Source organism: Mesorhizobium sp. 1M-11 (genome assembly GCF_001303895.1).
Classification (GTDB): domain Bacteria; phylum Pseudomonadota; class Alphaproteobacteria; order Rhizobiales; family Rhizobiaceae; genus Mesorhizobium.
Genome location: NZ_LJSD01000037.1, coordinates 103,127 through 126,002, shown reverse-complemented (window position 1 = coordinate 126,002; position 22,876 = coordinate 103,127). Strand labels below are relative to the sequence as shown.

23 protein-coding genes are annotated in these 22,876 nt (G+C 59.6%); 17 read left to right on the top strand and 6 right to left on the bottom strand.

What is annotated here, in order from left to right:
- Position 1: 1 nt before the first annotated feature.
- The 4 genes from AO692_RS15625 to lptF form a co-directional block, all read right to left on the bottom strand.
- Complete coding sequence (locus AO692_RS15625) at positions 2–940, bottom strand: peptidylprolyl isomerase (protein WP_054310971.1); 939 nt, start codon at positions 938–940, stop codon at positions 2–4.
- A gap of 105 nt (positions 941–1,045) precedes the next feature.
- A complete protein-coding gene (locus AO692_RS15620; protein WP_054310970.1) occupies positions 1,046–3,466 on the bottom strand; it encodes an LPS-assembly protein LptD in 2,421 nt (806 codons plus the stop codon).
- Positions 3,467–3,468: 2 nt separating this feature from the next.
- Positions 3,469–4,554, bottom strand: a complete 1,086-nt coding sequence (gene lptG / locus AO692_RS15615; protein WP_200911746.1) for an LPS export ABC transporter permease LptG — start codon at positions 4,552–4,554, stop codon at positions 3,469–3,471.
- Positions 4,551–5,750, bottom strand: coding sequence for an LPS export ABC transporter permease LptF (gene lptF / locus AO692_RS15610; RefSeq protein WP_054310968.1), 1,200 nt, complete (start codon positions 5,748–5,750; stop codon positions 4,551–4,553). Before lptF ends, lptG begins: the two co-directional genes overlap by 4 nt.
- A gap of 382 nt (positions 5,751–6,132) precedes the next feature.
- Here lptF and AO692_RS15605 point away from each other — a divergent pair, with 382 nt between their 5' ends.
- From AO692_RS15605 to AO692_RS15580, 6 genes are all read left to right on the top strand, one after another.
- Complete coding sequence (locus AO692_RS15605; RefSeq protein WP_054310967.1) at positions 6,133–7,626, top strand: leucyl aminopeptidase; 1,494 nt, start codon at positions 6,133–6,135, stop codon at positions 7,624–7,626.
- A gap of 3 nt (positions 7,627–7,629) precedes the next feature.
- Positions 7,630–8,079, top strand: a complete 450-nt coding sequence (locus AO692_RS15600; RefSeq protein ID WP_054310966.1) for a DNA polymerase III subunit chi — start codon at positions 7,630–7,632, stop codon at positions 8,077–8,079.
- Positions 8,080–8,117: 38 nt separating this feature from the next.
- Positions 8,118–8,735, top strand: coding sequence for a hypothetical protein (locus AO692_RS15595; RefSeq protein ID WP_054310965.1), 618 nt, complete (start codon positions 8,118–8,120; stop codon positions 8,733–8,735).
- Positions 8,736–8,740: 5 nt separating this feature from the next.
- Positions 8,741–9,595 carry a 23S rRNA (adenine(2030)-N(6))-methyltransferase RlmJ gene (locus AO692_RS15590; RefSeq protein ID WP_054310964.1) on the top strand — a complete coding sequence of 285 codons (855 nt, stop codon included), beginning with the start codon at positions 8,741–8,743 and terminating at the stop codon, positions 9,593–9,595.
- 91 nt (positions 9,596–9,686) lie between these two features.
- Positions 9,687–10,124, top strand: a complete 438-nt coding sequence (locus AO692_RS15585; RefSeq protein ID WP_054310963.1) for a hypothetical protein — start codon at positions 9,687–9,689, stop codon at positions 10,122–10,124.
- Between the two features lie 134 nt (positions 10,125–10,258).
- A complete protein-coding gene (locus AO692_RS15580; protein ID WP_054310962.1) occupies positions 10,259–10,855 on the top strand; it encodes a glutathione S-transferase family protein in 597 nt (198 codons plus the stop codon).
- 97 nt (positions 10,856–10,952) lie between these two features.
- Here AO692_RS15580 and AO692_RS15575 read toward each other — a convergent pair whose 3' ends face one another.
- On the bottom strand, positions 10,953–11,618 hold the full coding sequence (locus AO692_RS15575) for an outer membrane protein (protein ID WP_054310961.1): 666 nt from the start codon (positions 11,616–11,618) through the stop codon (positions 10,953–10,955).
- Between the two features lie 393 nt (positions 11,619–12,011).
- On the opposite strand from AO692_RS15575, the gene AO692_RS15570 reads away from it, so the two are divergent.
- From AO692_RS15570 to AO692_RS15545, 6 genes are all read left to right on the top strand, one after another.
- Positions 12,012–12,779, top strand: a complete 768-nt coding sequence (locus tag AO692_RS15570; protein ID WP_054310960.1) for an SDR family oxidoreductase — start codon at positions 12,012–12,014, stop codon at positions 12,777–12,779.
- Positions 12,776–14,827, top strand: a complete 2,052-nt coding sequence (gene uvrC / locus AO692_RS15565; RefSeq protein ID WP_054310959.1) for an excinuclease ABC subunit UvrC — start codon at positions 12,776–12,778, stop codon at positions 14,825–14,827. Before AO692_RS15570 ends, uvrC begins: the two co-directional genes overlap by 4 nt.
- A gap of 117 nt (positions 14,828–14,944) precedes the next feature.
- Positions 14,945–15,532, top strand: a complete 588-nt coding sequence (pgsA, locus tag AO692_RS15560; RefSeq protein ID WP_054310958.1) for a CDP-diacylglycerol--glycerol-3-phosphate 3-phosphatidyltransferase — start codon at positions 14,945–14,947, stop codon at positions 15,530–15,532.
- Between the two features lie 11 nt (positions 15,533–15,543).
- A complete protein-coding gene (gene moaD / locus AO692_RS15555; protein ID WP_054311218.1) occupies positions 15,544–15,795 on the top strand; it encodes a molybdopterin converting factor subunit 1 in 252 nt (83 codons plus the stop codon).
- 4 nt (positions 15,796–15,799) lie between these two features.
- On the top strand, positions 15,800–16,267 hold the full coding sequence (locus AO692_RS15550) for a molybdenum cofactor biosynthesis protein MoaE (RefSeq protein WP_054310957.1): 468 nt from the start codon (positions 15,800–15,802) through the stop codon (positions 16,265–16,267).
- 111 nt (positions 16,268–16,378) lie between these two features.
- A complete protein-coding gene (locus tag AO692_RS15545) occupies positions 16,379–16,822 on the top strand; it encodes a YbaY family lipoprotein (RefSeq protein ID WP_054310956.1) in 444 nt (147 codons plus the stop codon).
- Positions 16,823–16,961: 139 nt separating this feature from the next.
- Here AO692_RS15545 and ndk read toward each other — a convergent pair whose 3' ends face one another.
- Positions 16,962–17,384: a nucleoside-diphosphate kinase gene (ndk, locus tag AO692_RS15540; protein WP_054310955.1), complete on the bottom strand. Its 423-nt coding sequence runs from the start codon at positions 17,382–17,384 to the stop codon at positions 16,962–16,964.
- A 183-nt stretch (positions 17,385–17,567) separates the two neighbouring features.
- Between ndk and AO692_RS15535 the strand changes: the two genes are divergently transcribed.
- The 5 genes from AO692_RS15535 to AO692_RS15515 all read left to right on the top strand — a co-directional run bounded on the left by AO692_RS15535 (position 17,568) and on the right by AO692_RS15515 (position 22,742).
- Complete coding sequence (locus tag AO692_RS15535; RefSeq protein ID WP_054310954.1) at positions 17,568–18,077, top strand: DinB family protein; 510 nt, start codon at positions 17,568–17,570, stop codon at positions 18,075–18,077.
- A 171-nt stretch (positions 18,078–18,248) separates the two neighbouring features.
- Positions 18,249–19,523: an MFS transporter gene (locus AO692_RS15530; RefSeq protein WP_244483371.1), complete on the top strand. Its 1,275-nt coding sequence runs from the start codon at positions 18,249–18,251 to the stop codon at positions 19,521–19,523.
- Positions 19,524–19,616: 93 nt separating this feature from the next.
- Positions 19,617–21,494, top strand: a complete 1,878-nt coding sequence (locus AO692_RS15525; RefSeq protein ID WP_054310952.1) for an ABC-F family ATP-binding cassette domain-containing protein — start codon at positions 19,617–19,619, stop codon at positions 21,492–21,494.
- Between the two features lie 264 nt (positions 21,495–21,758).
- On the top strand, positions 21,759–22,127 hold the full coding sequence (locus tag AO692_RS15520; protein ID WP_054310951.1) for a DUF4087 domain-containing protein: 369 nt from the start codon (positions 21,759–21,761) through the stop codon (positions 22,125–22,127).
- 24 nt (positions 22,128–22,151) lie between these two features.
- Positions 22,152–22,742 carry a hypothetical protein gene (locus AO692_RS15515; RefSeq protein ID WP_054310950.1) on the top strand — a complete coding sequence of 197 codons (591 nt, stop codon included), beginning with the start codon at positions 22,152–22,154 and terminating at the stop codon, positions 22,740–22,742.
- Positions 22,743–22,876: the final 134 nt, after the last annotated feature.

The window sequence follows — 22,876 nt, the reverse complement described above, 5'->3', positions numbered from 1 at the left end:
GTCAGCGCTGCACGATGACGGCTTTGGCCTTCAACTCGGAGACATATTTCTTGCTGAGTGCGTCGGCGGCATCGTCTTTCTTGCCGTCGAGCCCTTCGTTCTGAAGCATCAGTTGGGCAGTCTTGTCGTCCGAGACTTCGCGCGCCGAGCAGATGCCAATGAACTCAATGCCACGCTCGGTTTCCTTCACCTGAGTGGCGCCGCCGGCTTTTGTTGCCTTGATCTGATCGGCCCAATCCGCCGGCAACTGGGGAGCAAGCACACGGCCAAGATCGCGAACGGTTACGTCGATGAGGCCCTTGGCGAATTCGCGCGTGGTGTTGCAGCCGTTGAAACGGGCGCGCATCGCTTCCGCTTCGCGCTTGCGCTTTGCCATCAGCGCGCCGCGCTCAGCTGCCGGGACCACGAAGATAATCTGCTGCAACAGATATTCGGTGGCGGATGGCTTGTTACCGCCTTTCTGCAGCATCTTGCGCACGGCATCCTGCTCGCTCATGCCGCCACCGCCGCCTTGCTCGGAACGGTAGCGCATGCCAAGCGCCTGGTTCCAGGCCATCTGCGCACGGATGAATTCCTTGAAGTGCTGTTTGGTGACGCCTGACTTGTCCATAACACCGTCGAGCTGTGCCAACTTCATCTTGTTGTTGGAGGCAAAGCGCGCATAGGCGTCGTTCACCTGCTGGTCGGAGATGCGGATACCCAGGCGTCTCGCCTCGGCCAGTCGGAGCGTCTGCTCGACCATCTCGTCGGCGGCGTTACCTTTGCGCTTCTGCAGGCGCAGGAAGGCCGCGCGATGCTGGATGTCGCCGCTGGTAATGGCAACATTGTTGACGACATATTTGATTTCGCTGGCAAAGGCTGGTTGGGACATCGCTGTCAACGAGACGCCCGCGGTCGCGACCAGAAGTGCAAGGCCTGCGGAAAAGAGCTGTTTCCTCATTATCTCTGTTCCAAATCCATTTCTATCCCGGCTCATCGCTGAGCCGGATACAATTTTCCTTGCCCGTCCTATGCGGCGAAACCATGTCCCGCAAGGGGTAATGACTTATTGGAAGCTGCTGGAGGTCGAGCCGAAATCGCCGATGGTACGGAACGAGATGTTGAAGCCGATGTTACGGGTCACTTCCCGGGTCACGCGATCGCGGCTTTCGGACACGGTCATCATATAAGTGAAGCACTCGTCATCATAGGCAAAGCCGAGCCCGTCATTCGTCAGCACGCGTGTCTGGATGTCGTAAGTGCCTGAACCGAAGACGCGCCAGTTCTGGTTGAGGCGTGTCGATGCACCGAGCGAGACCTCGTGGCGGTCGTCCTCAAAGCCATAACCGGGCTGTGCCTGGATGAAGGCATACTGTGCCGACACTGATACTGGAGATGAGCCGCTATAGGCGGCCTTGGCTTCGGCGCGGCGGACCTCAAAGGTCTGCTCGTCGAAACGGCCGCTGACCGAAGCCGACAGACCATAGGGGCTGGTGAAGCCGGCGAGGCCGACGTAGTCGGATGTTTCGGTCTCAAGGCCGGAATAGGCGCCGACATTCACCAGATCAGGCTGCGCGAAAGAATTCCTGCCGCCAATCTGATAGGATTGGCCGAACAGGGCGTTCGTGGTCCAGCCATTGGAATAGCTGCCCGAATAACGCACGCCGACATTGGCGCGGCTGCCGCCTTCGATACGGTCATAGCCGGAGAATTTGTCGCGTTCGAACAGGGTGGTGGCGTCAAACACCATGCTCTGTGCGTCTTCGTTGGGAACGCGCAGACCACCGACATAGGATTCGTTCGGGCGCACGAACAATTGCGCGGTCGGCTCGATGATATGCGAGCCGCCGGTCAGGCTGGTGAACAGCAGCGGCCAGCGAAATTCGAGACCCGCGGTCGCCATGGCCCTGGCGAAAGAGGAGCGCATGTCAGCGGAAACACCTTGCTCGGCAGCCATCTGATTGATGGCGTCAAGTGAGCCGGAGGACGCACGCAGGTAGTTGGCATCGCCCTGGAAAGCCAGCAGGGGTGTGATGACCATGCCACCTTCGGTGACGAAGCTGTGCTTCCATTCGGCTTCTGCGGTCAGGCGGCCGGAATCGCCTTCGATGCCGCGAACACGCTGGACGGCGCTCAGCGTATCGTAGTTCACCGTGAAGGCTTCATCGAGACGGTCGCGCTTGATGACGCGGGAATTGAGGTTGATCGAGAGCTGACCACCGGCCAGTGGCGTGTCCGGGATGTAGGCATAGTCGAGCGACGGCAGCACCCAAGGCTGGAATTCGTCGCGCGCACCGGTCTGATAGCGGGCGCCGGCCTCCCGCTGCAGAACATTTTCCTGCACTTCGAAGTGCATGGCACGCACGTCGAAATAGTTCCGGTCGTTCAGGCCCGTCAGATAGACCTCCGAGCGATGCACGGAGGCGTCATAGCCGTTGATGTGATAGGTGGTCGAGAAGTTCTTGTCCGTCTGCAGCAGGACGTCCCAGCCGAAGTTCCAACGCGAATTGATCGCGAACTGGCCCTTGCTGCCCATCATGCCACGGAACTTGTTCGGGTCGCCGGTCGGACCGGAATCGACGGTATTGGGGTCGAATTTCGAAGGCTTCTTCTGGTCGATGCCTGCAATGCGCAGGCTGTACTGGCCGTTGTCGAAGCGCTGGCGCCACTCCGCTTCGCCGAGGAAACCCTGGTTGGTATAATAGGTGCCGCGCGCGGTGATGTCGTAAGTCGGCGACAGCGCGAGGTAATAAGGAATGGTGACGCCGGTGCCGAGCTTGCTGTTGAAGGTAATGCCGGGCATCAGGAAGCCGCTCTTGCGCTTCACCGTCGGGTCGGCGATCTCGAAAGCGGGCAGGAAGGCGATCGGGAACCCAAAGAACTCGAAATTGGAGTTCTCGAAACGCACCGTTTTCTTTTCGCCGTTCCAGATGATCTTGCGTGCCTTGACGCGCCAGATCGGCGCTTTGTCCGGCTTGTCCTCGCAAGGTTCGCAGGCGGTATAGACGCCGTTGTGGAACGTCGTCAGCACGCCGCCGATGCGTTCGGCGCTTTCGGCGCCGAAATAGGTCTTGTCCACAGTCTCGACGCGCAACGCGTTGACGAAGCCGTCGGCAAAATCGTCGGTGATATCAATGTGTTCGGAATTGATCTTCGTGCCGTCGCTTTGCACGAGCTGTGCGTTACCGGAGGCAACGAGGCGCTTGGTCTTGCGGTCGTATTCGACGCGCTGAGCCACCAGTTTGTTCCCGCCGTAGTCGATTTGCACGCCACCAACGGCAGTCACTGTCTGGTTGTCATTGTCGTAAACCAGGGTGTCGGATTCGAGCAGCATCTGCGAACCGGCTGGCACGCTGGGCGCTTCCACCGCCTGAGCCGCGGCCGGAATAGCGGTCGCCAAGCTGCCGGCAAAAAGGCAAGCGAGCGCGCTCACTCCGCACAAGAGTGCCGCTCGGATCGGTCTGCGACCTTGCAAAACCGGCCTCATCACTAACCGTCTTCCCTGTACAGCAGGAACGTCACCCCGAAGAACATCGCCACGACCACCGGAAACCATGCAGCTACCACGGTCGGGACGAATCCCGCCACTCCAAACGCTTTGACCAAAACAGACACAACATAAAGCAGAAACCCAGCGACTACGCCACCCAGAATCATCGTTGCAGATTGTCCCATTCGCGCAAATCGCATCGAGACGGTTGCTGCGATCAGAGTCATCGCAACCAGAAGGAAAGGCATCGCCACCAGCGAATCGAACTGCATGGCGAATGCATTTGCCTTAAGCCCGAAGGAACGAGCAACTTCAATCTTTTGCGGTAACTCGTAAAAGGGAATTGTTTCCGGCCGCGCCAGCCGTTCCTGTACGAATTCCGGCTTCAAATCCGTCGGCAATCGGTCCGTCGTTTTCTTTTCGACATTGCCGTCCTTGAGGATGCTGACGTCCTGCAGTTCCCAATAGCCATCCCGCAGGAACACCTTCTTGGCATCCTTGCGTTCGACGATATTGCCCTGCTGGTCGAGCAGGAAGAAGACAGCGTCCGCCATCTCCAGGCCCTGGTTCAAGATTGCCCGAGCGCCGATGATCGTATCGTCGGCGGCGGTCTTCTGTCGGATCCATGGAGCTGAATCAGCAGAGACATCGTTGGAGGTCCCTGAGCGCAGTTCGCTTTCGATTCTTTCGGATTGGGAAAAGCCGTAGGCGGCCAGCGGATTGAGGATCGCGACGGCGACGGCGCCGAACAGCAAAGCGCCGATGCAGCAGGGTAGCAGGAACTGCCAGGCCGAGATACCCGCGGAACGTGCGATCACCAACTCGTATTTGCGATTGAGCGAGACCAGCGTCGCCATGGCCGAGAACAGTCCGACAAAAGGGACGGTCTGCAGCATGATCATCGGCACGCGCAGCGCCGAGATGGCAAAACCCGCCTGGTATGTGAAGCCGGGGACACCAGCGATGCGGCCCGTCAACTCGGTGAAATCGATCAGAAAGACCAGCGCAAACAGCCCCAGGAAGATCCAGATGGTGATCCCCAGGTAGCGGAAGAAGAAGTAGCGGCCGAGTGTCCAACCCATCAGGAATTCCCCTGACGGGTCGTGCCGCGGCTAGCCCACCAAAGCCTCAGGCGGATGCCGATTTCGCCAAAACGGCTGAACATGTTCGTCAGCCAGTCGGCCCAACTTGACGGCAATTCCATCCGTCGATTGGAAAAGATGACCCAACCGGCCACGGCCGAGGCGCCAAAGGGCACTGCGATCACCAGATAATTGTAGAGTGGATTGGTATTGGCCTTGCCGGCGGCGAAGAAACCCAGCCAGCGCACGAACAGCGCGATGCAGATTGCCGTGATCAGTGGGTGGATGCGAGCCTCGCGGTGCGAGCGCGCGTCGCCGGCGACGGCAAGAGCGATCATCGCGAAGGCAAGAGAATAAGCCCATTCGGAGAAACGCAATGCGAGCTCGGCGCGATACTGGTCTGGCGCCTGCTGGTAATAGCGGTCGTTGGGATCAGGATTGAGCAGGTATTGTGTCGTCTGGTCCTTCGGATAGAGCGTTGCCTGCGCTGCAGTCGCAAAAGCCGACAGATCGAAGGCGTAGGACGTGAAACGAATGACCGAAACGTCGCCGGCGGGTGCCCTGCGATGCACCACGCCGTCATTCATCAGGAGCACTTTTTCGTTGCCCTTGTCGATAACCGCGCCGGTCTTGGCGTAATAGACGAGATCCGTGCCTTCCTGACGGGAATCGGCCACGAAGATGCTGCCCAAGCCGCCGTCGGCAAAGCGTTCGCCGATCTGCACGAACAGGCCGTCTTCCACCTTGCGGAAGGTTCCTTCCTGGATGATCAGCGACAGAAAGTCGGCGCGTGCGCTGGCGATCAGCTCGCGATTCTTCTGGCGGGCATAGGGTTCAACGCCGTTGTCGACGACGAAGGAGATGACGCTCGCGATCAGCGCGAGGATAAGGATCGGCTTGACGACGGTCATGCGCGAGGCGCCGGCGGCGTTGATCACCACCAGCTCCGAATCGGAATTCATGACGCTGAGCGTCTGCGCCACCGCCACGATGAGCGCGAAGGGGACGACGATCGGGATGATCGTCGGCAGAATGAGTGCCGCAACCTGGAAGAAACTTAACGCAGATTGCCCGTTGTCGGTTACCAGGTTGATACGTGTGAGAACCTGCGTCGTCCAGACAATCGCCAGCGTCCACGCCAACGCTGCAAGAAAGAGCGAGAGCGCGCGCCGGAAGATATAGAGCTCGGCGACCTTCATTCAGGGCAGTTCTTCTCGATTGATCTCGACGGGTGTCGCAGCTCTAGACGTTATCTTTCCGGTGACACCCATACAACCGGCCTGGTTTGGTTCCGTTTCAAGTCGTCATGTCCGGTGGCGCCGACTCTGGTCGGGAATGGATAAGAAAAGGCGAATAGGTATGGTTAACAGCGGTTTGCGCCAGACATTTGTGTGACCTGCTGTCGATCGTCAAGGGTCGCCGTCAGCCAAATCGTCCATTCATTGGCCCGGTGACAGGAGACCGCAGCACGCGGAGTGAGCTTATCCCCATGTATCGGCTCAAGGTTTGCCGGTCTTGCCAAACGATCGAAAAGCGCGAAAGGTCGCCCCTCGTTTCAAGCGTTCAACCAAGCAGGATCTCATGGCTGCCCGACCCACGATTGCCTTTGCCAAATTCGCCACCGTCAAGAAGGGCGCAGCCTTCGTGCTTTCCGCGGAAGAAGCGGGGCTTTCCGAACGTGCCAAGGCACATGATCCTGCCAATGCCCTGGCAAGGGTGCTGCCTGCGGCGGATTTTTTAGGAAAATTCGGCACTTCCGCCGAGATCTTCGCACCCGAAGGCACCGCGCTCGACAGGTTGGTGGTGGTCGGTACCGGCAAATCATCGGCACTGGATGAATATGCGTGGCTGAAACTCGGTGGGCACGTGGCGACATTGCTGCGCAAGGCCAAAGAAGCAGTCATCGTGGTTGATCTGCCAGGCGTCGAGACAGATGGTGCCGAAGCTGCAGGCATTGCCGCGGGCATTCTGCTGCGGGCCTATTCCTTCGACAAATACAAGACGAAGAAAGGCGACGACGGCAAGGATGACGCCAGGACCGCGACCAAGATCACCATCCAGACGGTAAATCCGGCAGCTGCCAAGAAGGCATTCGCTGAGCTCGAAGCCGTTGTCGATGGTGTGACTATCGCGCGCGACCTGGTCAACGAGCCGGCGAACGCGCTGGGGCCTATCGAATTTGCCGAGCGAGCCAAACAATTGGAAGCGCTGGGCGTCAAGGTCGAGATCCTGACCGAGAAGGAAATGAAGAAGCTCGGCATGGGCTCCCTGCTCGGCGTGGCGCAGGGTTCGCCGCGTGGTGCCCGTCTCGCGGTGCTGCAATGGAACGGCGGCAAGGCCAAGGACAAGCCGCTTGCCTTCGTCGGCAAGGGCGTGACCTTCGATACTGGCGGCAATTCGATGAAGCCGGCGTCGGGCATGGAGGACATGAAGGGCGATATGGGCGGTGCAGCGGCCGTCACAGGCCTGTTGCACGCACTCGCAGTTCGCAAGGCGAAAGCCAATGTCGTCGGCATCCTCGGGTTAGTGGAAAACAGCGTCGACGGTCATGCTCAGCGGCCTGGCGACATCGTTACCTCGATGTCCGGCCAGACCATCGAGGTGCTTAATACCGACGCCGAGGGTCGCCTGGTGCTCGCTGACGCGCTCTGGTACTGCAGCAACCGCTTCGAACCTCGATTGATGATCAATCTTGCCACGTTGACAGGCGCGATCATGGTGGCGCTCGGTCAGCACCATGCCGGGCTGTTTTCCAATGACGATGAGCTTGCCGGGCAATTGTTGCAGGCCGGTGCCGCCACACAAGAGAAGCTGTGGCGCATGCCGCTCGGCAGCGAATACGACAAGCTGATCGACTCAAAGAACGCCGACATGAAGAACATCGGCGGACGGTATGGCGGCGCCATTATCGCCGCTCAATTCCTGCAGCGCTTCGTCAAGGAAACGCCGTGGGCACATCTTGATATTGCTGGTACCGCGATGGGTGCGCCGGCGAGCGAGATCAACCAGTCCTGGGGTTCCGGCTTTGGCGTCAGGCTGCTCGACCGGTTGGTGCGCGACCACTACGAAGCCTGATCGATGGCCGAAGTGCTGTTCTATCATCTGACCGAGTCGACGCTGGAGGAGGCGTTGCCGGGCCTGCTCGAGCGCAGCGTCGACCGCGGCTGGCGGGTCGTCGTGCAGACGGGCACGGAGGAGCGCAGAGATGCGCTGGACCAACATCTGTGGGTGTATCGTGACGACGGCTTCCTGGCGCATGCAACCGATCGCGAGCCTTATCCGGCTGAACAGCCTATCCTTCTCACCACAGGGGAAATGAACCCCAATACGGCGCAGATCCGCTTCCTCGTGGATGCCGCCACGCCTCCTGACTTGTCCGGCTACGATCGCGCTGTTTTCCTGTTCGATGGGCATGATGCAGGCCAGGTCGAGGCTGCGCGCGGCCACTGGAAGGACATGAAGGGTGCTGGCCACACCGTGACCTATTGGCAGCAGACGGCGGACCGGCGCTGGGAGCGGAAAGCATGAGATTGCGTGGGTACGCGCAGCGTTCTATGGGCTGAGCCATGCGCAAACTGTTTCTGCTCGTTATCCTGGCCGGCGTCGCCCTCGGTTTCATCTATCCTTGGGCCGTTCGAAGCTTTTCCGGCGAAGAGCTTGGCACCTGGCATGCCTATCAGGACGGCCGCTTCAAGCCGGTAACGGTATCGCTGAAGGCTGGAACCGGACCGGTCCGGGTCTTTGTCGATCTGACGAGCAATGCAGATCGCATCCTGGCCTTTGATCGTACCGTGCTGACGCTGACAGCTGCCGCCGGCAATCGAACCGTGCTTGCGGAACGGCTGAGTTTCAGCGGCAATCCGACGCCACGCGAACAAAGCCCGCAGTTGACCGACAAGGTGTTCCGTGACGAAGCAGGACTGATCGAGGTCGAGGAAGCAGGCACCTATGTCTTCACCCTCGGATATGGCGATGCCGATAACATCCAGATCAAGGCAGTGGACCTGGTGTTGCGTACCGGTGCGGCCGTTCCGGACAGACGGGCCATTCAGATCGGCTTCGGGTTGATCGCGCTTGGGGCGATTGGTCTGATACTGGCGATCCGTTTCGGCGGATCGCGACGTCCTGACAAACCCGAAACTCCGCCGAAGCCGCGCTGGGGCAGGGGCGGAAGCGCCGTCTGAAGGCTATGAATTATCGCCATGCCTATCATGCCGGAAATTTCGCTGACGTGGTCAAACACGTCGTGCTGGTGCGGCTGATCGAATATTTGAAACGCAAGGAGAAGCCGTTTCGCGTCATCGATACCCATGCCGGTATCGGTCTTTATGATCTTTCCTCGAATGAAGCTCAGAAGACGGGCGAATGGCGCGATGGCATCGGTCGAGTGGCCAGGATCGACCCGGGCATACAGGCGACGGTTTTGCTGGGGCCTTATCTCGAAGCAGTCAATGCCTGCAACACCGATGGCGGCATTCGCTTCTATCCGGGGTCTCCATGGCTTGCACGGCGCCTGCTGCGCAATCAGGATCGGCTGACGGCGATCGAATTGCACCCTCAGGACGCCGTCCGACTGAAAGGGCAGTCCGAAGGCGATTTTCAAACGCGTGTTATCGAACTGGACGGCTGGTTGGCGCTTGGCGCACACTTGCCGCCCAAGGAAAAGCGCGGGCTTGTGCTCGTCGACCCTCCCTTTGAACAGGAGGGTGAGTTCGATCGTCTCGCAGCGGGTGTAGAAAAGGCTTACAAACGCTGGCCAGGCGGTATCTATGCGCTCTGGTATCCGATCAAGGATCGACACAGCGTGGCCGATTTCCGCAATCGGCTGACGGCATCCGGCATGAACAAGGTGCTCGACATCGTTTTCGAGGTGCGGCCGGCTTCGAACAGCGAACGACTGGACGGCACTGGCATGGTGGTGGTCAATCCGCCATTCACCCTGGAGCAGGACCTTCGCCTGATCCTGCCTGCGCTGCAGGCGGCGATGGCCGAACCAGCCGCTGCCGGTTGGCGGCTCGACTGGCTGGCGCGCGAGGATGGTTAGGCATCGGATTTGATCGAGGCCCAATACTTCCCAGCTTGACCGTGTGACGGCAAATCCGCACAGTGCCGCCGATCAGAAATGAGGCGCCGCCATGACTCACTTGTTCAAATCTCTCCTTGCCGGGTTGATTGGCCTGGGTTCTGTCCTGACCGTTGCTCCGGCGGCGCAAGCTGCCGATCTGTCCAGCTATTCGGGCGATCCGGGCGTGTGCGGGGAAGCTTGGGTGCTCAACAAGATCAGCAGCCGCTTTGCGCACCAGGTCCGCAACGTGCCGAATCTGCCTGACGTGCAGATTACCGATTTCCGTCGCATCAACGAGCGCCGTTATCAGCCGGCGGAGGATAACTGGCCGATAGGCCGTCGTTATTGCGATGCAAGGGTCATTCTCTCCGATGGGCATGAGCGCAGCATCTGGTATCTGATCGAGGAAGGGCAGGGCTTTGCTGGCGTTGGCGACAATGTCGAGTTCTGCGTTTCGGGCTTCGATCGCTGGCATGTCTATGACGGTGCCTGCCGCGTTCTGCGCTAACGATTCCGACGCCTCGGCAGAGGCGTTTTCCGGAATTTCATCTGGCTCTCACTCCGCTCATCAGTGGGCATCGCACCCGTGTTCGGTCTTGGCGCGCGGCCGAGATCCGGGCACCCAATTCCAATGAGGACATCATGCCCAGCCTGCTCTATGCAACCGCTTCGCCATACAGTTCCAAGGTCCGCATGGCGGCGGCCTATGCCGGCATCGTGTTGGAATTGAAACCCGTCAAGACGGAAGAGGACCCGGCAGATCTGATCGCTGCCAATCCGCTGGGCAAGATCCCGGTGCTGATTTTGGAAAGCGGCCAGTCGATCTTCGATAGCCGTGCCATCACCCAGTATCTTAACCGGCAGGCCAAGAACGTGCTGTTTCCGCGCAACCCCGAAAAGCGCATTGAAGCCGAGGTGCTGGAAGCGTTGGCGGATGGCATCTGTGATTCGGCGCTATCGATGGTCTATGAACGCAGGGTGCGGCCCGACGACAAGGTGTTCCAACCTTGGCTGGACCGGCAATGGGCCAAGATCACCCGGGCTCTCGACAGCCTGAACGCCAATCCACCCAAGCTGCCGAAAAAAATCACCGTCGGCCAAATCGCACTGCGTGCGGCGCTTGGCTATCTGTCTTTGCGTTTCGCTGGCAAATGGGAAAAGGGGCGAGGCAGGCTGCTGCGCTGGGCGGCGCGCTTCGACGAGAAGTTTCCGGAACTGAAGGGATGCGTGCCGGCCTGAGCTGAAGGCCGTCTGGTTGTCGTTCAGCTCGTTCGGGTGCGCATCGAACAAAAAAGCCGGGCTTGCGCCCGGCTTTTCATGCTGAATCGGAAATCGATCAGAACTTCATACCCACGCCGAACTGGACGCGGTTGTCGCTGCTCTTGACCTTGCCGATACCGTTGTCAAAGTCCTTGGAACCGTAGTCGGTGTAGCGATACTCAACGCGACCGAACACGTTTTCAGTGAACTTGATGTCGGTACCGACACCGGCGGTCCAGCCGAACATGGTCTTACGATCGTTGAGACCGGTGACCTCGTCGGTGACCTTCAGGCCCTGGCCTGCACCGCCGGCCGTGCCGTAAAGCAGGATATCGGGGCTGACGGTGTAGCCCAGGCGAGCGCGGATCGAGCCTTCAAGGCCCGACTTGGACTTGAAGCCGTTTTCCGAGCCCTTCGTGCCGTTGTAACCGAGGTCGCCCTCAAGACCGTAAACGAAGCTGTCCTGCTGCCAGTTGTAGCCGGCAAAAGCTCCGCCGAGGAAGCCGTCGGTCTTGATGCGGGTGTCGAAGTCTTCGACCTTGGTGCGGCCTGCGAAGCCGTAGCCGAGCTGCACACCGGCATAAGCTCCGGCCCAGGAGGCAACCGGCAGTTCGGCAACAGGAGCCGGAGCCGGCGGCTCTTCCGCAACGACGTCCGCAGCGAAAGCCGGAACAGTGCCGAGAACAGCGAGAAGCCCGATCGCAGCAACCGACGTCCGCGTGATTTTGTGGTTGATAGACATAGTTCTTACTCCATAAAGCCAAAGACGCTGGCTTGTTCCTTGCGAACCAGACCCGCCGGGGGGAGAAACGGATCAAGCGCTCAACGGTTCCGGAATTTGGGCGGCAAATGCGGCGGAAGCGAACCTGAACTTGGGTCTTTAGCTGGCGCGAATGAGGCTGAACCATGACGTTGCACTAGTGCAACAAAGTTGTCAGGAGCCTTTCGCCGAGGAAGCTGTACCCCGCTTGGTGCAAGGGGTTGTGGTCTCTATATTGGCCATTCGACCAGATGGCCGAATCCGAGTCGAAACCTTCATTTCAGCGCATCGACACAATATGGCCACAGGAACGAACGGCATTTTACTATTGAGCGGTCTCATTTGCTGGCTGCCCTTATCGCGGATGAAAGCCAGATGACGAACAAAACCACAGCGACGGCCCTTGTGACGGGCGGAGCGAGACGAATAGGCAAGGCAATCGTCGAGGATCTTGCCGCCAACGGGTTCTCCGTCGCCATCCATTGCAACCGTTCCCGCGAAGAGGCAGAAGCTCTCGCAAGCGAGATTGTAGCGGCCGGCGGTCGTGCCGCCGTCGTCGCCGCAGATCTGACCGACGCGGATGCGACGGCTGGGCTGGTCGATGCCGCGACGAAGGCGCTCGGGCCTATCGGCCTTCTGATCAACAACGCCTCGTTGTTCGAGGAAGATTCGATCGAGGATTTCGATTGGTCCGGTTGGGATCGCCATTTCGCGGTGCATGTGAAAGCGCCCGCACTTTTGGCACAACGTTTTGCTCGTGCCTTGCCGGAGCGCCAGGATGGTCTGATCGTCAACATGATCGATCAGCGGGTGTGGCGGCCGACGCCGCGCTATTTTTCCTATACGCTTTCGAAATCGGCATTGTGGGCCGCCACGCAGACGATGGCGCAGGCGCTGGCGCCGCGCATACGCGTCAATGCGATTGGGCCGGGACCGACGTTGAAGGGAGTGCGTCAGGATGATCGTGACTTCCAAACGCAGCTCGACGGTGTGTTGCTGAAGCATGGCGCTGACCTTGGCGAATTTGGCGCGACGATACGATATCTATGGAGTGCGCGGTCGGTCACCGGCCAGATGATCGCGCTGGACGGCGGCCAGCATCTTGCATGGCAAACGCCGGATGTGACAGGCGTGGTGGAATGAGTTCCGGCAAAGCAAAAAACGGACGCGCGGCGGGCGAGGATCTGCCCGATGTCGATCTGGATGACGACGACAGCATCGAAGCGGAGGTTGTGCCTTCCGGCCCGGTGGTCGCCTTCACCGCGATCGACTGGACACAACATGCCGGCGACACCGACGGCATGGTCGGCGCGGAAGTCATCCAGACGCTGGTCAAGCGTTTGCCCAATGCCCCTGGTGTCTACCGGATGATGAACGTTGCCGGCGATGTGCTCTATGTCGGTAAGGCGCGCAGTCTGAAGAAGCGGGTAACGCAGTACGCGCAAGGTCGTTTCCACACCAACCGTATCGGTCGCATGGTGCGCGAGACAGCGACGATGGAATTCGTCGTCACCCGCACAGAGATTGAAGCGCTGCTGCTGGAAGCAAATCTCATCAAGCGTTTGCGGCCGCGTTTTAACGTGCTGCTACGCGACGACAAGTCGTTCCCCTATATCCTCCTGACTGGGGATCACTCGTCGCCTGGTATCTACAAGCACCGTGGTGCGCGTTCGCGAAAAGGCGATTATTTTGGCCCGTTTGCTTCCGCGCAAGCGGTGGGGCGCACCATCAATTCACTGCAGCGAGCCTTCCTGCTGAGGAGTTGCACGGATTCTTTCTATGAAAACCGGACACGCCCATGCCTGCTTTACCAGATCAAGCGTTGTGCCGGGCCGTGCACGGGTGAGATTTCGCACGGCGACTATGCCGTGCTGGTCGAGGAGGCGAAGGATTTCCTGTCGGGTCGCAGCCAGAAGGTGAAGACCGAGATTTCCGCCGCGATGCAGGCTGCTGCCGAAAATCTCGATTTCGAACATGCCGCAGTCTACCGCGATCGTTTGGCGGCACTTGCCCATGTGCAGAGTCATCAAGGGATCAATCCGCAGTCGGTGGAAGAAGCGGATGTCTTCGCCATTCACCAGGAAGGCGGGCAGGTCTGCATCCAGGTGTTCTTCTTCCGGACGGGCCAGAACTGGGGCAATCGTGCCTATTTTCCCAAGGCCGATCCAGCCATGGAAGCAGCCGAGGTGTTGGGTTCCTTCCTTGCCCAATTCTACGACGACAAGCCGACGCCGCGCACGGTGCTGCTTTCACATGCCGTGGACGAACAGGACCTGCTTGCCGAGGCGTTGTCGACCCGTGCTGGCCGCAAAGTCTCGATCTCGGTGCCGCAGCGCGGCGAGAAGAAGGATCTGACCGACCATGCACTGCAGAACGCGCGCGAGGCGCTTGGCCGCCGTTTGGCGGAGACCTCGACGCAGGCGAGATTGCTGGCTGGATTCGCGGAAACATTCGGTTTGCAGAAGCCGCCCGTGCGCATCGAGGTCTACGACAACTCGCATATTATGGGCACCAACGCCGTCGGCGCCATGGTCGTTGCCGGGCCGGAGGGGTTCGTCAAGAACCAGTATCGCAAGTTCAACATCCGCTCGACCGAGATTACGCCTGGCGACGATTTCGGCATGATGCGCGAGGTGATGGAGCGGCGCTTCTCCCGCCTCATCAAGGAGCATGGCGAAGAGGCTGTTGCGGGTGAGGAGGCCGGCGAACCGGACGACCTCGTCTCCAATGGTTTCCCCGCCTGGCCTGATGTCATTCTGATCGATGGTGGCCAAGGGCAGATGTCAGCGGTGCGCAAGATCCTTGCGGACCTCGGCGTCCAGGATCGGGTTGTCGCCATCGGTATCGCCAAAGGCCAGGACCGCGAGGCGGGGCGCGAACGTTTTTTCGTCGAGGGCAAGCCGTCCTTTACGCTGCCGGTGCGAGATCCAGTGCTCTATTTCATCCAGCGGCTGCGTGACGAGGCCCACCGGTTCGCGATCGGCTCGCACCGTGCTCGCCGCAAGAGGGAGATGGTGAAGAGTCCATTGGACGAGATCGCCGGCATCGGTCCCGGCCGGAAACGCGCGTTGCTTCTGCATTTCGGTACGGCCAAGGCGGTAAGCCGAGCCGCTGTCGAGGACCTGATTGTGGTCAACGGCATTTCGGAGCAGGTCGCGCGGCTTGTTTACAACCATTTTCATGAGAATTGACTGTCTGTACGGTGTTTTTGCGCTGGCTAGTCGATTTTCAATGGTTGACCCCTGATATCGGCTTCTGATTTGAGTACGGAAGTAAGAAAAGAAACGACCCGGAAGTTCCAGGCACGCATGGCGAAACACGCATTCAACCTGCCCAATATACTCACCTATGCGCGCATCATCGCAGTGCCGATGGTTGTCGTGTGCTTCTTTCTCGAAGGCCATCTGAAATCGAGTGATTTCGCGCGCTGGCTCGCGCTGGCGATCTTTCTGGCCGCGTCGATTACCGATTATTTCGACGGCTATCTGGCGCGCGCCTGGCAACAGACCTCCAATATCGGCAAGATGCTCGATCCCATCGCTGACAAGCTTCTGGTTTCGACCTGCCTGCTTCTGCTTGCCGCTGACGAAGACGGCATTGCCGGCTGGTCGCTGTGGGCGGCCATCATTATCCTGTGCCGCGAGATCCTGGTTTCGGGACTGCGCGAGTATCTTGCTGCACTGAAGGTTTCGGTGCCGGTCACACAGCTTGCCAAATGGAAGACGACGATCCAGATGGTGGCGATCGCCTTTCTGCTTGCTGGTCCCGCCGGCGACAAGATTTTCCCGTTTACCACCGAGACCGGGCTGGTGCTGCTCTGGATCGCGGCGGTTGTGACGCTCTACACCGGCTATGACTATTTTCGTGCCGGATTGAAGCATATCGTCGACGAATGACGGGACGTGCGATGAAGCTCATCTATTTCGCCTGGGTGCGGGAGCGGATCGGCAAATCCGAGGAGGATGTCGAGCTTCCGGCCGAGGTGACGACTGTGACTGAACTGCTTGCCTGGCTGAAATCGCGCGGCGAGGAGTACGAAAACGCACTCCAGCATCCGCGCTCGATCCGCGTTGCCATCAATCAGGAACATGTCGACCATGGTGAGAAGATCGACGGTGCGCGTGAGATCGCATTGTTCCCGCCGATGACGGGAGGCTGATGCCGTGCTTGGCGTCGTCAAGCCGAAAATCAGCATCCAGGCGCAGGATTTCGATATCGCTGCCGAAATCGCGACACTCGGTGCTGGTCGCACCGACATCGGCGCGGTGGTCACATTTTCCGGCCTTTGCCGTGACGAAGATGGCATGCTGGCGGCACTTGAGCTGGAACATTACCCAGGTATGGCAGAAGCCGAGATCCGTCGCATCGCTGCCGATGCAGTTGGCCGCTGGCCGCTGCAGGGTGTCACGGTTATTCATCGGCATGGTCGCATCCGGCCAGGTGAAAACATCGTGTTGGTGGTAACGGCGTCCGCACACCGGCGGGCCGCCTTCGAGGCTGCTGATTTCCTGATGGATTACCTCAAATCCCGTGCTCCTTTCTGGAAGAAGGAACATCGTGCCGATGGCACGGAAGGCGGCTGGGTCGAAGCCAAGGAGAGCGACGAGCAGGCGGCCACGCGCTGGCGTTGAGCCTCTGACGGAAGGCTGCTTGTACCCGAAAATACCCAAGATCAGCCATGGATTGTCCGCAATCGGGGCGGATTTTTCATCAGCGCCGCTGGGCGCCGGTGGAGATGCGCCATGCTGGACAGGATCGCGGAATTGCTCATCTTCGGCTTCGCGCCGATGATGGTGGTTATGCTAGCCACGCCAGACGTGACGATGGCGGCTGAACGGCGATTGACCGGTGAGGTCACCTATCGCGAGCGTCTGATCTTGCCCAAAAACGCTGTGCTTGTGGTGCAGTTACTCGACGTTTCTCAGCCGAACGCGCCAGTCCGGGTAATCTGCGAGCAACGTGTCGACCCTGCCGGCCAGGTGCCGGTGCGTTTCACGTTGAAATTCGACAGCCAGGACATTCGCCCTCAAACAACTTACGCGGTGGATGCCCACATTACGATCGACGGTCGGCCGCTGTTCCTGACCAATGCCCGCCATTATGTCGACCCGCTTGCCAGCGAACCGATGACGATGGTGTTGAGGCAAGTGCAAGACAAACAGAACGGGGCCGGCACGCCAGGCTAGAGCAATTCCAGGAAAAAGTGCGTAGCGGTTTTCCGTCTGGAATTGCGTAAACTTTTGCTGTCGGGAAAGAAAAAGCCGGGCTAGGTGCGCCCGGCTTTTTGATGAAGCGACTGCCTCGTTGCCGAGGCCGAAGTTAGGGTCAGCCGACGATCTCGGTCCCCGAAAACCAGTAGGCGATCTCTTCGGCAGCGGTTTCCGGAGCATCCGAACCGTGCACCGAATTCTCGCCGATCGATAGCGCGTGTACCTTACGGATGGTGCCCTCTGCGGCGTTGGCCGGGTTGGTGGCGCCCATCACTTCACGATTCCTGGCGATTGCGTTTTCGCCTTCGAGAACCTGCACGATCGTCGGGCCCGATGACATGAATTCCGTCAGTTCGCCGAAGAAGGGGCGGTCCTTATGGACGGCGTAAAAGCCCTGAGCTTCGCGCAGGCTCATCCAGACGCGCCTGGAGGCGACGACGCGCAGGCCGGCATCTTCGAGCATCTTGGTGATGGCGCCCGTGAGGTTGCGCTTGGTGGCATCCGGCTTGATCATCGAGAAAGTGCGTTCGATCGCCATGGGTCGTCCTTTGGTGATGGGGATTGAGGTGTGGCGGGCTCTATACAAGCCGCCCGGGCCATTGCCAAGAGGAGGCGTTGTTCCTCCTGCCGGGGCAAAATGGTCATGGCTTTGCCTTTGCTGACGCTCTAGATCAGGTTCCTGTCGGAGTTGCATTCCGACAGGCGGGAACCGAGGGTTGGAATGAAACGACATTTCATGATGTTCGCAGCCTACAATCAGTGGGCCAACAACCGTCTTTACGATGCCGTCGACAATCTGACCGACGAGGAATTCGGGCGTGATGCCGGTGCTTTCTTCGGTTCCATGATGGGCACACTCAACCATCTGCTGGTCACCGATCGTATCTGGATGAAGCGCTTCACCGGTCAGGGCGACGCGCCGGCCAGCCTTGACGTCATCATTCAAAGGGCGCTGCCGGCGCTCCGGATGGCGCGTGAAGCCGAAGACAAGCGCATCGTCGAATGGGTCGAGGGACTGGGCGACAAGGATATCGCGGGACGGTTTTCCTACGTGACCACTGACATGCGCACGATCTCGCAGCGACTGGCGCCGGCGCTCGATCATCTCTTCAACCACCAGACACATCACCGAGGCCAGGCGCATATGATCCTGACTGTTCTTGGTCGCGCCTCTGTTTCTCTGGATCTCATGCAATTCCAACGCGCGGAAGAGGGGCGTGCCTTTGCATGATGCAAGCCCCGGTGCTTCGGTCGGGGCAAACGGCATTGGCGTAGAATCGCATCAGCTCAATTTTTTCGGCTGGCCCACACATCCTAGCGATGTTCTCCATTGCGCGCGCTCATTGCCAATGCGAAGCCACGGGGCGTCGGCCGTTTGAGCCGCGAAGGCTTCGAAATGTCCATGAACAGTTACTCCGAACAGACCGGGCGCATGGTCGCTCTGCTGCTTATTGCCGGATCCGGGGTCGTCGCGGTCGCCAAAGGCATGAGCCTTTCGTTCCTGGCAATCCGGCTTCAGCAGGATTTCGGGCTTGGTCCTGCTGGGATAGGTGCGCTCATCGGAGTGGGGCCGTTGCTTGGTGCGATGGTCAGTCCACTTGCTGGAGCGATATCGGACCGGCTTGGACGACGCACAGTGCTGGCCATCGCCATTTCCTTCGCTGGTCTCGGCATGATCGGTCTCGGACTTGCTCAGTCCGTTGCTGCATTCACATTCGCCCACGTCGTGGCATCCATTGCCGGCGCAGTCTACGAGCCAGCCGCTCGCGCCATGATGAGCGACGCGGCACCTGAAAAATTACGTCTGAAGGTATTTTCGTGGCGCTATCTTGCCATCAATGCCGGCTGGGCGATCGGCCCCTTGATCGGCCTGGCTTTCGGGGCGACTTCCGACGTTCTGTTTGTTGTGGCCGGCCTGGTTCATCTGGCATTCGGATCGACCATCTTCCTGTTCGTGCCGGAGATCGCGGCAAGTTCAGAAAATGCCGCGGGGCAGCGCGTTGGGGGCTGGCGACGTCTTGTCGGCGCTTTTCGCGACCCCCGGCTCATGTTCTTCGCCGGCGGCGGCACGTTACTGGTGGCCGTCTATGGGCAATGGTCGGTGCCGCTATCCCAGTACATCATCAAGGACTTCGCCAAAGGCGTCGAGATATTCGCGTTGCTGGTCAGCACCAATGCGGCCGCAGTGCTGGTGGCGAGCACGCCGGCGCGCCTGGTGATCGAGCGAATCGGCGCGCTGCGTGCGCTGGTGCTGGGCTGCCTGCTGTTTCTTTTCGGTAATCTAGGATTTGCGGTATCTTCGGGCGTCGAGATGCTGGTCGTTTCGATGATTGTCTTTACGATCGGTGAGGTCCTGGTCGTCCCAGCTGAGTACATGCTGATCGATGGCATTTCGACCGCCGCCAACAGAGGCACCTATTTCGGAGCGCATTCGCTCTCCACTGTCGGCAATTTCTTCGGCCCCCTGCTGGCCGGAATGGCACTCGGGGCTTACGGCGGAACCGGCATGTTCCTGTTGTTCGCGATGTTTTCGGCCGGCAGTGCACTGCTTTTCGCTATCGGTCATTCGTTGCCGCCGCCACGCCGGCTTGGTGCCGATGCGCCAGTTGAAGCTGTGGGCTCGGTGTTGGGCGATTTGTTGCGGGCCAGGCGGCTTGCGCCAGTCAGGACTGTATAGCGGCACCGCACCGCTCGCGACCGGCTCCCATGCCGAAACAGTCGGCCGCATCCCCTTGCCATTATTGCCTATACGGGCCAAAACCGCGCCGCCATGCTTATCATCAACGACCTTTCGCTCCGCATAGCCGGACGCCTGCTTCTCGACCACGCTTCGCTGACGCTGCCCACAGGCACGAAGGCGGGTCTCGTCGGCCGCAACGGTACCGGCAAGACCACGTTGTTCAAGGCAATCACCGGCGATCTCGCTTCCGAGACCGGCTCGATCAGCATTCCGAAGAACACGCGCATCGGCCAGGTGGCGCAGGAAGCGCCCGGCACGGAGGATTCGTTGCTGGAGATCGTGCTGGCCGCCGACAAAGAGCGTGCTGCACTGTTGGAAGAAGAGAAGACGGCGACCGATCCCAACCGTATCGCCGAAATCCATATTCGGCTGGCCGACATCGATGCCCACACTGCCGAATCCCGCGCGGCCACCATTCTGGCGGGCTTAGGCTTTGATGAAGCGGCGCAAGCGCGCCCGGCATCATCCTTTTCCGGCGGCTGGCGCATGCGCGTTGCGCTCGCGGCGGTGCTGTTTTCCGAGCCGGATCTTCTGCTGCTCGACGAGCCGACCAACTATCTCGACCTCGAAGGCACGCTCTGGCTGGAGAACTACGTTTCGAAATATCCGCATACCGTGCTCCTGATCTCGCACGATCGTGATCTTCTCAATCGCGCGGTCAACTCAATCGTGCATCTCGACCAGCAGAAGCTGAGTTTTTGGCGCGGTGGTTACGATCAGTTCGAACGGCAGCTTTCCGAGCAGCTGGAACTGCAGGAAAAGAGCCGCGTCAAGCAGGAGGCGCAGCGCAAGCACCTGCAGTCCTTCGTCGACCGCTTCCGTGCCAAAGCCTCGAAGGCCAGGCAGGCACAGTCGCGCATCAAGGCGCTGGAGCGCATGAAGCCGATTGCGGCCCTGGTCAACGATTCCGTCAAGCCGTTCTCCTTTCCGGAGCCCGTGAAGACCGTTGCCTCTCCCATCGTGGCGTTGTCCGGCGTTGAGGTTGGCTACACGCCCGGCAAGCCGATTTTGAAGAAGATGACATTGCGGATCGACGCCGATGACCGCATCGCGCTGCTCGGTGCCAACGGCAATGGCAAGTCGACCTTTGCCAAGTTGCTTGCTGGACGGCTCAAGGCGGAGACCGGCACGATGACGATCGCGCCTGGGTTGAAGGTAGCGATCTTCGCCCAACATCAGCTTGATGATCTGCGCCCGGATGAAAACGCCTACGAACATGTACGCCGTCTCATGCCGGAAGCACCGGAGGCAAAGGTGAGGGCGCGTGTCGCGCAGTTTGGCCTGGCAACCGAAAAGATGAATACCGCTGCCAAGGACCTGTCTGGCGGCGAAAAGGCGCGACTGCTGATGGGCTTGGCTGCCTTCGAAGGACCGAACCTGTTCATTCTCGACGAACCGACCAACCATCTCGACATCGATTCCAGAGAATCGCTGATTCACGCGCTCAACGATTTTCCGGGTGCGGTGATCCTGATTTCCCACGACCGCCATCTGCTCGAGGCGACCGCCGACCGGCTGTGGCTGGTCAAGGACGGTGCGGTCAATCCGTATGACGGCGACCTCGATGACTACAAGACGCTGGTAACCGGTGTCTCGGTAGACCGTCGCGAAAAGCGGGAGGCCGACAAGGCCTCCAAGGCCGACCGCCGCAGGGAGGCAGCGGCAAGGCGCGCGGCGCTCGAGCCGCTGGCCAAGGAAATTCGTGCGACCGAAGGACTCATGGATCGCCTGCGCAAACGCATCGACCTTATCGAGGACGAACTCGCCAATCCGGCACTTTACGAGAAGGACCCGATCAAGGCGACGCGGTTTGCCAAGGAGCGTTCGGAACTGATGGCCCAACTCAACGGCCATGAAGAGCGCTGGCTGACAATGTCGGCCGAGTACGAGGAAGGCATCGCGGAGTAGGCGCCCAATCCTGATCGGGCCCGGAAACTCAGGTCAGCTTAACAGCAAGCGCTGTGCCATCTGGTCGGCTCCGCGCCCGCAGTGTTTAAGAAGTCTTTTATTATCAGTTACTTGCTGTGCTTTATGCAAGGTCGCTCTGCAACGACTGACAAAGATCGGGTATGCCCAGAGTTGTCAGGTTAGCGTGTTGTCATGTTAGCATGGGGGGATGAAGCTGGCGGGGCAAGCGGGTGGTGGGCGAAGCTTCAACCGAGAGGGATCGTCATGCGCTTGTTTCTTACCATCAGCTTGGGGGTGATCGCGTGGGCCGTATCTGCCGACGCAGCCGAACGTCGTTGCGGCTGGTACGGCAATCCTACCCCCGGCGACTTGTTGCTCACCGATCGGCAGGGCGATTGGTGGATCACGGGAGGCGGCGAGGACAGAGATGCCAAAGGCATCGAAAATACCCCGCAGATGGACGAGACGCGGTTTGTCGAAACCAACGTGCCGGGGGCGGGCCGCGGTTATAACTGCGCCTGCCTGACGGTGGAGACCAACGCGAAGACACACAGGGTTCTGAGGGTGTTTGCCGGGGAAATCGTACCTTTGGCACGGTGCCGCGCCGACAAGGCGTTGCCGAGTCCGGACTGAGCGCGGCGTCGATAGGCGAGCGTCATGGACACTCAACCCGTTCATCCCGATGTCTTCATTCACGTCCGCATCATCGTCGGCATGGTGCTGGGATTGAGCCTGACGCGCCTGGTCGCGGGCCTCACCCGCTTTGTGCAACATCCGGCCCGGGAACGGATCTATCCGATCCACATGGGTTGGGTGTTGTTCATGTTTCTCGCCATCATTCATTTCTGGTGGTACGAGTTCGGGCTGTCTGCAATCCGTCACTGGACGTTCGAACTCTATCTGTTCGTCATCCTGTACGCGGTGCTGTTCGCCACGATCGCATCGCTGCTGTTTCCGGACCGCATGGAAGAATATTCCGGCTATGAGGAATACTTCCAGTCGCGGCGCCGATGGTTCTATGGGTTTCTGGCGCTGATCTTCCTGGTCGATATGGCCGATACCGCCTTCAAGGGCACCGAACATTTTCGTTCGCTCGGGATAGAATATCCGATCAGGCAGACTCTGTTCGCGATCTGCTCGATCATCGCGATTTTTGTTGCGAGCAAAACCTATCAGATGGTGTTCGTGACCGTCGGCCTGATCTACCAGATTTCGTGGATTTTGCGCCTGTTCAACATCATGAGCTAGTCCGATTCAGCCGACGCGGTAGCAGCTTCCCTGTTTTGGGAAATACATTTTCCGTACACTTGCATAGGGGAGGTCACTCTTGCCTCCCGTCCTTGATCAACTGGCCCTACACTCGGAGCCGGCGAACAGGTAAA

Excerpts from the sequence above, each read along its gene's own strand:
- AO692_RS15625 (WP_054310971.1), bottom strand. The coding sequence starts at position 940 with ATGAGGAAACAGCTCTTTTCCGCAGGCCTTGCACTTCTGGTCGCGACC.
- AO692_RS15620 (WP_054310970.1), bottom strand. The coding sequence starts at position 3,466 with ATGAGGCCGGTTTTGCAAGGTCGCAGACCGATCCGAGCGGCACTCTTG.
- lptF (WP_054310968.1), bottom strand. The coding sequence starts at position 5,750 with ATGAAGGTCGCCGAGCTCTATATCTTCCGGCGCGCGCTCTCGCTCTTT.
- AO692_RS15605 (WP_054310967.1), top strand. The coding sequence starts at position 6,133 with ATGGCTGCCCGACCCACGATTGCCTTTGCCAAATTCGCCACCGTCAAG.
- AO692_RS15600 (WP_054310966.1), top strand. The coding sequence starts at position 7,630 with ATGGCCGAAGTGCTGTTCTATCATCTGACCGAGTCGACGCTGGAGGAG.
- AO692_RS15595 (WP_054310965.1), top strand. The coding sequence starts at position 8,118 with ATGCGCAAACTGTTTCTGCTCGTTATCCTGGCCGGCGTCGCCCTCGGT.
- AO692_RS15590 (WP_054310964.1), top strand. The coding sequence starts at position 8,741 with ATGAATTATCGCCATGCCTATCATGCCGGAAATTTCGCTGACGTGGTC.
- AO692_RS15585 (WP_054310963.1), top strand. The coding sequence starts at position 9,687 with ATGACTCACTTGTTCAAATCTCTCCTTGCCGGGTTGATTGGCCTGGGT.
- AO692_RS15580 (WP_054310962.1), top strand. The coding sequence starts at position 10,259 with ATGCCCAGCCTGCTCTATGCAACCGCTTCGCCATACAGTTCCAAGGTC.
- AO692_RS15575 (WP_054310961.1), bottom strand. The coding sequence starts at position 11,618 with ATGTCTATCAACCACAAAATCACGCGGACGTCGGTTGCTGCGATCGGG.
- AO692_RS15570 (WP_054310960.1), top strand. The coding sequence starts at position 12,012 with ATGACGAACAAAACCACAGCGACGGCCCTTGTGACGGGCGGAGCGAGA.
- uvrC (WP_054310959.1), top strand. The coding sequence starts at position 12,776 with ATGAGTTCCGGCAAAGCAAAAAACGGACGCGCGGCGGGCGAGGATCTG.
- pgsA (WP_054310958.1), top strand. The coding sequence starts at position 14,945 with ATGGCGAAACACGCATTCAACCTGCCCAATATACTCACCTATGCGCGC.
- moaD (WP_054311218.1), top strand. The coding sequence starts at position 15,544 with ATGAAGCTCATCTATTTCGCCTGGGTGCGGGAGCGGATCGGCAAATCC.
- AO692_RS15545 (WP_054310956.1), top strand. The coding sequence starts at position 16,379 with ATGCTGGACAGGATCGCGGAATTGCTCATCTTCGGCTTCGCGCCGATG.
- ndk (WP_054310955.1), bottom strand. The coding sequence starts at position 17,384 with ATGGCGATCGAACGCACTTTCTCGATGATCAAGCCGGATGCCACCAAG.
- AO692_RS15535 (WP_054310954.1), top strand. The coding sequence starts at position 17,568 with ATGAAACGACATTTCATGATGTTCGCAGCCTACAATCAGTGGGCCAAC.
- AO692_RS15530 (WP_244483371.1), top strand. The coding sequence starts at position 18,249 with ATGAACAGTTACTCCGAACAGACCGGGCGCATGGTCGCTCTGCTGCTT.
- AO692_RS15525 (WP_054310952.1), top strand. The coding sequence starts at position 19,617 with ATGCTTATCATCAACGACCTTTCGCTCCGCATAGCCGGACGCCTGCTT.
- AO692_RS15520 (WP_054310951.1), top strand. The coding sequence starts at position 21,759 with ATGCGCTTGTTTCTTACCATCAGCTTGGGGGTGATCGCGTGGGCCGTA.
- AO692_RS15515 (WP_054310950.1), top strand. The coding sequence starts at position 22,152 with ATGGACACTCAACCCGTTCATCCCGATGTCTTCATTCACGTCCGCATC.